At 63.4% G+C, this 5,313-nt stretch carries 8 protein-coding genes; 7 read left to right on the forward strand and 1 reads right to left on the reverse strand.

The window, feature by feature from the left end; all coding sequences use genetic code 11:
• Positions 1-316 precede the first annotated feature (316 nt).
• Entirely contained in the window at positions 317-1,030 is a 714-nt protein-coding gene (locus G0D83_RS29410; RefSeq protein WP_108260404.1) for a helix-turn-helix domain-containing protein, read from the reverse strand.
• Between the two features lie 76 nt (positions 1,031-1,106).
• Between G0D83_RS29410 and G0D83_RS29415 the strand changes: the two genes are divergently transcribed.
• The 7 genes from G0D83_RS29415 (at position 1,107) to G0D83_RS29445 (ending at position 5,078) form a co-directional block, all read left to right on the forward strand.
• Entirely contained in the window at positions 1,107-1,532 is a 426-nt protein-coding gene (locus G0D83_RS29415; RefSeq protein WP_235958217.1) for a VOC family protein, read from the forward strand.
• Positions 1,522-2,241 carry a glutathione S-transferase family protein gene (locus G0D83_RS29420; protein WP_164198103.1) on the forward strand — a complete coding sequence of 240 codons (720 nt, stop codon included), beginning with the start codon at positions 1,522-1,524 and terminating at the stop codon, positions 2,239-2,241. Before G0D83_RS29415 ends, G0D83_RS29420 begins: the two co-directional genes overlap by 11 nt.
• Complete coding sequence (locus G0D83_RS29425; protein WP_164198105.1) at positions 2,238-2,591, forward strand: DUF1428 domain-containing protein; 354 nt, start codon at positions 2,238-2,240, stop codon at positions 2,589-2,591. Before G0D83_RS29420 ends, G0D83_RS29425 begins: the two co-directional genes overlap by 4 nt.
• 6 nt (positions 2,592-2,597) lie before the next feature.
• Entirely contained in the window at positions 2,598-3,248 is a 651-nt protein-coding gene (locus G0D83_RS29430) for a glutathione S-transferase family protein (RefSeq protein ID WP_370457345.1), read from the forward strand.
• Positions 3,249-3,298: 50 nt separating this feature from the next.
• Complete coding sequence (locus G0D83_RS29435; protein ID WP_164198110.1) at positions 3,299-4,222, forward strand: alpha/beta fold hydrolase; 924 nt, start codon at positions 3,299-3,301, stop codon at positions 4,220-4,222.
• Positions 4,219-4,713 (forward strand): VOC family protein, encoded by a 495-nt coding sequence (locus G0D83_RS29440; protein ID WP_164198112.1) that lies wholly within the window; start codon positions 4,219-4,221, stop codon positions 4,711-4,713. Before G0D83_RS29435 ends, G0D83_RS29440 begins: the two co-directional genes overlap by 4 nt.
• 62 nt (positions 4,714-4,775) lie before the next feature.
• Complete coding sequence (locus G0D83_RS29445) at positions 4,776-5,078, forward strand: hypothetical protein (RefSeq protein ID WP_370457346.1); 303 nt, start codon at positions 4,776-4,778, stop codon at positions 5,076-5,078.
• Positions 5,079-5,313: the final 235 nt, after the last annotated feature.

Genomic DNA, 5,313 nt, shown 5'->3' on the forward strand with positions numbered 1-5,313 from the left:
GTCAGGTTTTCCAACGTGGGCCGCCATCGCGCAGAATACCGCCATCACCCCGCGGCCCACATCGAAAAACCTCCGACATTCCTGCCGTTCGCTGCCGTTGCGAACGATCGACTGGTGCTGGCGCAGCGGACGTTATGTTGGGCGGGTAGCGGCCGTTCGCTCCGTCCTGGACGAACGGCAGCGATGCGCAGGTCGCGGTCGGCGTGCGAGCTCGCCCTGGATGACCGGTGCATGCCGAAGTCAGCCAATGACACCGGTGCTTTGGGGAGCGGAGGCAGATTTGACAGAGGCCAGGTCAACCAGGCGACAGGCTTTGTCAGTCTTCTTCCAGTCGAGGGCGGGCCACGTTCGCCTGGGCCTTCGGGAGGTTGAAGAGCGCGACGAAGTCTCGGCACAGCGCGGCATCACCGTAAACCTGTACGCCAACGGTCTCTGGCGCCACGTCTCCGTAGAAGACAGCCGCGAGCGGCGGCGCGGCTTGCGCTTTGAAGCGGAGGTCGGGCCGTTCCGCCGCGCCGCGTTCCACCGGCATGGCGCCGTCATCCAATCGTGCGGTGAACTGCGTCGTCCCGATTTCAAAGACTATGACCAGGGTCGTGCCGCGTGCGGCTGCCGTATCCAGCATGGTGCGCAATGACAGCATGAAGGAGACAGGGGAAAGCGGCAGCGTCGGGTCGTGCAATGGCGATGCGGCGGCCCAGCGACCGATCGCCTGCAGGATCGGCTCGGCCGCGTATCCCCACTCGGTCAGGCCATAGAGCTGCGCCGGAGCTGGCTCGGGTGCGGTGGAACGAACGACGACACCATTGGCCTCGAGGCCGGCAAGGCGTTCTGTCAGCACCTTGGCGCTGATCCCAGGCAGATCTGCGCGGATGCCACTGAAACGGCGTGGCCCGAACATGAGTTCCCGCACGATCAGCATCGCCCAGCGTTCGCCGAGAAGTTCAAGCCCGAAGGCAGTGCCGCAGGCATCTGCATACCACCGTCCGTGGGGGGATTTCGCCGACATGGTTACTTTTTGTTTCTTCATAGTTGCTTTTTGTAATCTCATGCCGCTACGCTGTCCATAATTACGATACGGCAAGGGAGGAATGGCAATGCCGCAAATGATCTTCGTGAACCTGCCGGTCGCGGACCTGAAGCGATCTGTCGAATTTTACGAGGCCATCGGCTTTTCCCTGGACCCGCGGTTCAGCAACGACCAGGCGGCCAGCATGGTCCTGTCGGACACCATTTGCGTGATGCTGCTGACCCATGAGTTCTGGGCAACTTTTACGGATCGTCGCCGCGTTGATCCGGCGCAGGAGGCGCAGGTGCTGCTTTGCATCAGCCGTGAAGACAGGGCAGCCGTTGATGCCATTACTGAAGCGGCGGTTTCTGCCGGAGGCATGGCCGACCCATGCCCGGCGCAGGACCACGGCTTCATGTATGGACGCAGTTTTGCGGATCCCGATGGCCATATCTGGGAGCCCATGTGGATGAGCGCCGAGGCCGTCGAGACTGGTCCGGCGGAGGTGTCCAATGCCGGTTGATCCCGAAGCCGCCATCACCATCACCGCCTACGACTGGGTGCCGGACTTTGCCCAAGGACAGGTCCGTGACCTGCGGGTTCGATGGGCACTTGAGGAAACGGGCCAGAACTACGCCGTTCGCTATCTCTCACAAGGGCAACAGAAGGAAGCCGCGCACCGCGCGCTGCAACCGTTCGGCCAGGTTCCGACCTACGAGGAAGGTGATCTCACGCTGTTCGAAAGCGGGGCGATCGTCTGGCATATCGCAGAGCGGTTCCCGGGTCTGCGGCCGACGGAGCCAGCGGGTCAGAGCTTGTCGCTGGAATGGCTGTTTGCCGCGCTGAACACTCTGGAGCCGCCGATCATGGATCGGGCACAGATGACGATTTTTGAAGTGGCCGAGCCCTGGGCCAAGCCGCGACTTCCCGGCGTCGATGAGCGGATCAACGAACGCCTGCAGGAAGCGTCCGATCGCCTCGGCACAGCTGAATGGTTCGGCGGCGGTTTCTCCGCCGGCGACTTGATGATGGTCAGCGTTCTGAGAATCATCGAGGGCGCGGGCCTCGTCGAAGCCTTCCCCAATCTTGCCGACTATGTCGCGCGTGCCACCGAACGGCCGGCCTTCCAACAGGCCCTGACCGATCAGCTTGCCGGCTTCACGGGCAATCCGCCGCCCGGCTTCGATGAATGGATGGCGGAGCTTAAAAGGAAACAAGGAGAACTCGCATGACCTACGTTGCCGGATTTCTGACTCCCGTGCCGAACGGGAACAAGCAGGCCTACATCGAAAGCGCCCGCAAGGCCTGGCCGCTCTTCAAGGAATATGGGGCCCTGCAAATCATGGAGACCTGGGGCGACCAGGTCCCCGCGGGCGAGCACACCGATTTCAGGCGGGCCGTCGCGCTGGAAGACGGCGAAACGGTCTGCTTCTCGTGGATGATCTGGCCCGACAAGGAAACCCACGACAGGTGCGGCGCCAGCATGGCAACCGATCCGCGCTGGCAGGACATGGACATGCCCTTCGATGGCAAGCGCATGATGTGGGGCAGCTTCACGCCGATTTTCGAAGAGAGCGTCTGAGCCGTGGTGTCGGATACATCCGACGGGCTGACGATCTGGACCTTCGACTGGGTGCCGGAGGGGCCGCGGGGCTATGTGCGTGACCTGCGGCTTCGCTGGGCCTGCGAAGAGACCGGGCTGAGCTATCGCGTGGGCTCCGTGCCCTTCGAGGATCGCGGGGCAGAGCATCTTGCCATGCAGCCTTTCGGGCAGGTGCCTTACCTGACGGACGGGGATGTCAGCCTGTTCGAAAGCGGCGCCTGCCTGCTGCACCTCTCGGAGAAGAGCGAAACGCTCGTGCCGCGGGAGAGGGCACTGCGGGCGGAAACCTTGTCCTGGGTCCTCGCGGCCCTGAACTCGGTAGAGATGGTCAGCGTGCCCTGGTGGTTCGTCGGACTGTCGTCCCCGCCGGAGAACCCCTTGGAGGGCTGGCTGCGGGCCCGTCTTGCTGTGCTGGAAGACGTCCTGACAGCGCGCGACTGGCTGGTGGACGATCGCTTTACCGCGGCGGATCTGATCATGGCCGATGTCCTGCGTCCGCCCTGGATTCGCGGGATCGGCGACTATCCCGCAACCGAGGCCTACATCAATCGGATTTGCGCGCGGCCGGCCTTTGCCAAGGCGCATGCGGATCAGATCGCGCATTTCTCCAGGGCCGACGAGAGTCGCGGGGCATGAATGGCGGCTTGCCGTTCCCGGGGAATGACCACAACGCATGGGAGGAGGAAATGATGACACTGACCTCGACTTCACGGTCCTGCATGGGGGCCCTGCAGGCATCGGTCCTTGTCGGAGCCATGGCCACGCCCGCGCTGGCGCAGGACACCGAGGGCCGAGCCATGTCCGGGGACCTCGGGATCTATTATCAGGTTCACGGCGATCTTGGTTCGGGCATGGTGCCATTTCTCATCCTACATGGCGGCATGGGCACCATCGAAGGGGACTTCGGTGCCCTCTTGCCGTTCCTCGCCGCAAGGCGCCCGGTGATCGGGGTAGAACAGCAGGGCCATGGGCGGACGGGTGGACGTGACACGCCGGTCACCCTGGCAGAAATGCGCGCAGACACCCTGGCTGTGCTGGACGCGCTCGAGGTCGAGCGGGTTCATGTCGTGGGCTTCTCCATGGGCGCCATGTTGGCGCTGGATCTGGGAGTTTTCGCGCCAGAGCGCCTTGCCACGCTGACCGCGATCTCGGCCAGCCAGAACCTCGACGGGATGCATCGGGCCATCGCGGAGATGAACCGGAACCCACAGGCCTCGCCTTCACCGGAGGCGCTGAAGCTGCTGCCGAGCGAAGAGGACTTCGCCCGCATGCGTGCGGGTTTCGCCGACAACCCGGATGGCCCGGAGCAGTTCCAGCGCACCTTTGCGCAGCTGCAGGCCTTCATTGTCACCGACTGGGGCTGGAGTGACGAGGAGCTTGCCACGCTCGCGGTTCCGACCCTGCTCGCCCTCGGCGACACCGACTTCATCCCGGTCGACCATGCTGCGCATATGGCGGCGCTCATAGGGGCACAGCTGGCGGTTCTGCCGGACACCACACATCTCTCGATCACGAGCCGCTCGGACTGGCTGTTGCCCCTTATCGACCACCGGATCACCACGGCCGGAACCGGCGATGCTGCCTTTGACCGTAAAGGGGACAGGCCATGACGGAGCGCAAGGCCGCCGTATTCCTCTGGTTCGACACCGAGGCCGAAGCCGCTGCCGAGTTCTATGCGGTAACCTTTCCGGACAGCCATGTGGACCGGATTGTGCGATTGCGGGGCGAGACGCCGAGCGGGCCTGCGGGCAGCGTTCAGGTGGTTGAGATGACGCTGCTGGGCTTGCCCTATGCATTGCTCAATGCCGGTCCGCATGTGCGGCCCAACGATGCCTACTCGCTCCAGGTCTACACCGACGATCAGGCCGAGACGGACAGGCTTTGGAATGCGATCGTCGGCAATGGCGGCCAAGAAATCATGTGCGGTTGGTGCAAGGATCGCTGGGGCTTTCGCTGGCAGATTACACCCCGGGTGTTGATGGAGGCGCTGTCGCACCCGGACGCTGCAGCCTCGGCCCGCGCCCAAGCGGCCATGATGGAAATGCGCAGGATCGACATCGCGGCGATCGAGGCCGCCTTGCGTGGCGAGCCGGACCCATGACTATGGGCCCGACGGAGATCATCGGGAGCCCGGACTGCGGAAACTCCCCCAAGAATGCATTCGTGCAGGACATCGCGATTGCCCTGGAGACCGGCGTTGCCTCGGCCGAAATCTTTGATCCAGAGGTCACGTGGACCCGGATTTCGACAGAGACGGTCAAGGGGCAAGCTGCAGTCCTCCAGGCGTTGTCTTCCACCCGTCTGCCGATGTCGATCATGGTCGAGCACGCGATCGCACACGGCAAGGTCGGCATGGCCAGCGGGGAAAGAACTCTGTCCGATGGATTGAAGCGTCCTTTCTGCCACGTCTTCGAGTTCAACAACGGCAAAGCGAGAAGCGTGGTGTCGATCAAGACCTACATGTGAAGTTGCTCATGCCTACCTGCCAACTGCCCAGGACGAAGCCTGCGACCGGGCCTGTCCCAACCATGCACACGATTTCAGCAGGGGATGCGGCTATCGTGGAACGGCAGCAGTACGAAGCACACCAGCCTTTCGTCGCGCTTGTCTCGAATGTCAGCTTCGGTGAAGGATTTTCGATGCGGGCCGTGGTGCAACGGTGCCGCTTGACGAGTGGTCGGCCGGCGTTGGAAATCCTCCC

The sequence above is a fragment of the Salipiger sp. PrR003 genome (genome assembly GCF_010500785.1).
GTDB classification, from domain to species: domain Bacteria; phylum Pseudomonadota; class Alphaproteobacteria; order Rhodobacterales; family Rhodobacteraceae; genus Salipiger; species Salipiger pacificus_A.

Excerpts from the sequence above, each read along its gene's own strand:
- G0D83_RS29410 (WP_108260404.1), bottom strand. The coding sequence starts at position 1,030 with ATGAAGAAACAAAAAGTAACCATGTCGGCGAAATCCCCCCACGGACGG.
- G0D83_RS29415 (WP_235958217.1), top strand. The coding sequence starts at position 1,107 with ATGATCTTCGTGAACCTGCCGGTCGCGGACCTGAAGCGATCTGTCGAA.
- G0D83_RS29420 (WP_164198103.1), top strand. The coding sequence starts at position 1,522 with ATGCCGGTTGATCCCGAAGCCGCCATCACCATCACCGCCTACGACTGG.
- G0D83_RS29425 (WP_164198105.1), top strand. The coding sequence starts at position 2,238 with ATGACCTACGTTGCCGGATTTCTGACTCCCGTGCCGAACGGGAACAAG.
- G0D83_RS29435 (WP_164198110.1), top strand. The coding sequence starts at position 3,299 with ATGATGACACTGACCTCGACTTCACGGTCCTGCATGGGGGCCCTGCAG.
- G0D83_RS29440 (WP_164198112.1), top strand. The coding sequence starts at position 4,219 with ATGACGGAGCGCAAGGCCGCCGTATTCCTCTGGTTCGACACCGAGGCC.